The organism is Fibrobacter sp. (genome assembly GCF_045112255.1).
Classification (GTDB): Bacteria; Fibrobacterota; Fibrobacteria; order Fibrobacterales; family Fibrobacteraceae; genus Fibrobacter.
This window is the reverse complement of the sequence record NZ_JBGUHR010000007.1, coordinates 1-2,875: the sequence shown is the minus strand read 5'-3', so window position 1 is coordinate 2,875 and position 2,875 is coordinate 1. Positions and strand designations below refer to the sequence as shown.

At 43.7% G+C, this 2,875-nt stretch carries 3 protein-coding genes; all 3 read left to right on the top strand.

The window, feature by feature from the left end; translation table 11 throughout:
* A partial coding sequence (locus ACJMM9_RS00745; protein ID WP_405322949.1) for a tyrosine-type recombinase/integrase occupies nucleotides 1–1,395 on the top strand: 1,395 nt, incomplete at its 5' end.
* 78 nt (nucleotides 1,396–1,473) lie between these two features.
* Entirely contained in the window at nucleotides 1,474–2,559 is a 1,086-nt protein-coding gene (locus ACJMM9_RS00740; RefSeq protein WP_405322947.1) for a YhcG family protein, read from the top strand.
* A gap of 2 nt (nucleotides 2,560–2,561) precedes the next feature.
* The coding region (locus ACJMM9_RS00735; protein WP_405322945.1) for a hypothetical protein at nucleotides 2,562–2,875 on the top strand (314 nt) is incomplete at its 3' end.

Here is a 2,875-nt window from a genome sequence, read left to right as displayed (position 1 = left end):
AATGTATATGGAACGCTGGCTCTTGATACCCGGCGAGCCACTGATGATGACACTCAGGAACTGCCAGTAGCTGTAAGGGTAGCTTATGACGGAAAGACTGTCTATCTGCGCATCGGGAAGAAATATACGATGGGGGAATGGCTTGAACTCTGCGAATGCGAAAAGCAAGGCAGGAATAAGAAAGCTGCTGAACGCAAGGATCTGAAGAACCTGATGCAGAAAGTAGAGAACCAGGTCAACCAACTGATTGCAGAAGATAGTTTCTCTTTGCGGCGTATTCAAGAACTCCATCAGGGAAAGGCAGACAACGATTGTACCATCTATTCCGTCTGGGATTCTATCATCGACAACAAGAGGGAAAAAGAAAGTGCAGGAACAGCCAGATGTAATAAAGATGTGCGCAGACGTTTTGAAAGACACATGGGTTCTAATGTACAATTTGCTGACATCAACAAATCGTTTGTTGACAAATGGGTTAAGATTATGAAGGAGAAGAAACTAAGTCTTACGACTATTGGTATTTCCCTTCGCACATTCCGCGCCATCGTGAATGTCTGCATAAGTCGTAAACTGATAAAAGGTAATACCAAGGAGATGTTTAAGGACACGGGGTATAATAAGTCGGGGAGCAGGAAAGCCGATTATCTGGAAGTCCCAACCATGCGTATGCTTTATGAATTTTGGGAAAGAGACGAGGCAAAAGACGAAAACGGGAAGGAACTGTTCTTTCCCAAAGAGAAGCACGCTATTTTCCGTGATTTGGGTTTGTTCCTGTTTATGTATCTTGGTGACGGGCAGAATCTGGCTGACACTCTGCGCTTAACCTATGATGACTGGTACTTTGCCACACATGGCAAGCAACTGAGGTTCTTCCGTCATAAGACGCAAGAAAGAAATGCAAGTGCAAGTGAGGTCATATTCCCTGTTACGGATGAACTGAAAAAGATAATCGACAAATATGGCAACGAGCCGATGCTGGGTGAGAGAGTCTTCCCGATTATGAGCAAGTCCATTACTGCCGACCAAGAAATCTGGGTCATACAACGCTATAACCGATACATCCGTGAACACATGGCTATAGTATCGGAAATCCTCGGAATGCAGGAAAGACCGACATCCACATGGGCACGTCACTCTTTTGCTACAAATCTGAACAACTCAGACAACGTACCTTATAAATATATATGCGACAGTATGGGGCATAGCAGCAGTGGGGATATTACCTCTAAATATATCGGAGCTTACCCACTGAAAAGAATGCTAGAGTACAATGCCTATCTGCTCGATGAAAACGGAGGAAAAAGCAGTAGTGCTGTGTTATTGGAACAGCTTCAAGGGCTAAGCGAGGCAGAGCAGAAAGAAATTCTTGATGCTTTATCCAAGTCAATTAAGTGACAACGCCAACGTAAAATGTCGGGCTTGTTGACTCGTTTTAATAGAAAAGCAGTAATTTTGCACTAAAATAATACAGACATGAGCAAACTGATACATGTAAATAAGGAATATGCCGAGTGGGTGAAGTCCCTCAACCAGCGTTTTCGCCAAAGCCAGGTTAAGGCAGCAGTGAAAGTGAACAGTGAAATGTTGAAGTTTTACTGGTCATTGGGCAAGGATATAGTGGCAAAAGATGTCGTTGCCAAATGGGGCGATAAAATATTTGTCACCCTCAGTGCCGACCTAAAGGATGCTTTGCCAGGGGTGTCAGGCTTATCAGTCCGAAATCTGCAATATATGAGGCAGATGTATAACACTTTTATGCCCCTCTTAGAAAATACGCCACAAGTTGTGGCGCAAAATGAAAGAGACATTACGCCACAACTTGTGGCGCAAAATGCACTTGACACTATTTGTAGTATTCCCTGGGGGCACATACGATATATCCTGGACAAGAAATACGATGCACATAAATCATACTTCTACGTCATCAAAACATTAGAGAACAATTGGAGCCGCAATGTTCTGCTTAACTTCCTTGATACAGACCTCTACGAGCGGCAAGGTAAGAGCCTTACCAACTTCACGACTACGTTGCCGAAGCCTCAAAGCGACTTAGCACAGCAACTTACCAAAGACCCTTATTGTTTTGATTTTACTCAACTCAAAGAGAAGTACGATGAGACAGAATTGAAGGATGCGTTGGTAAATAACATCCAAAAGCTTCTTCTGGAAATGGGCAATGGCTTTGCTTATATGGGCAGAGAGTATAGAATGGTAGTCGGTGAAACGGAGTTGTTTTGCGATATACTCTTCTATAATACCAAAATCCATTCCTACATCATTTGCGAAATCAAGACACAGCCCTTTGAGCCCTCTTTCCTCGGACAGCTCAGTGGTTATGTATCCTGTGCCAACCACGTCCTAAAGGGAGAAGGAGACAATCCTACCATAGGTCTGTTGATTTGCAAGAACAAGGATGAGGTGATGGCACGTTATGCACTTGAAGGCTATAACCAGCCCTTGGGTATCTCGGAATATGAGCTTTTAAAGGCATTCCCTGAGAATTTCAAGAGTTCTCTCCCATCCATCGAGGATATTGAAAACGAACTGAAGGAAAAGTAGTTATGATGGGCTTTATTCGTAAGTTGATGACTCTCCAGAAACTTTTCAAAATTCTCAAATCCATAGATCCGAAGAAACTTCAGGGCATCAACGACATTCTGGAACAGGTCTATCCTGGTATCAAGAACGAGATAGAGAGGCTTGTTGAACGTGTGGACATTCATGCCATGAGCAAGACCCTTGACTATATCAAGGCTCATGGTGGTGCTGAGAAGATGGCGGAATATTACAACAACGCAGACAAGAAGGGACAAGATGAAATGCTGGCTGCATTCAATGAGGCTTTCAGGCCTGGTGCACCATTCGAAGATGCCGT

What these genes read in the sequence shown, in the direction of transcription:
- ACJMM9_RS00740 (WP_405322947.1), top strand. Translation starts at nt 1,474, where the DNA reads ATGAGCAAACTGATACATGTAAATAAGGAATATGCCGAGTGGGTGAAG.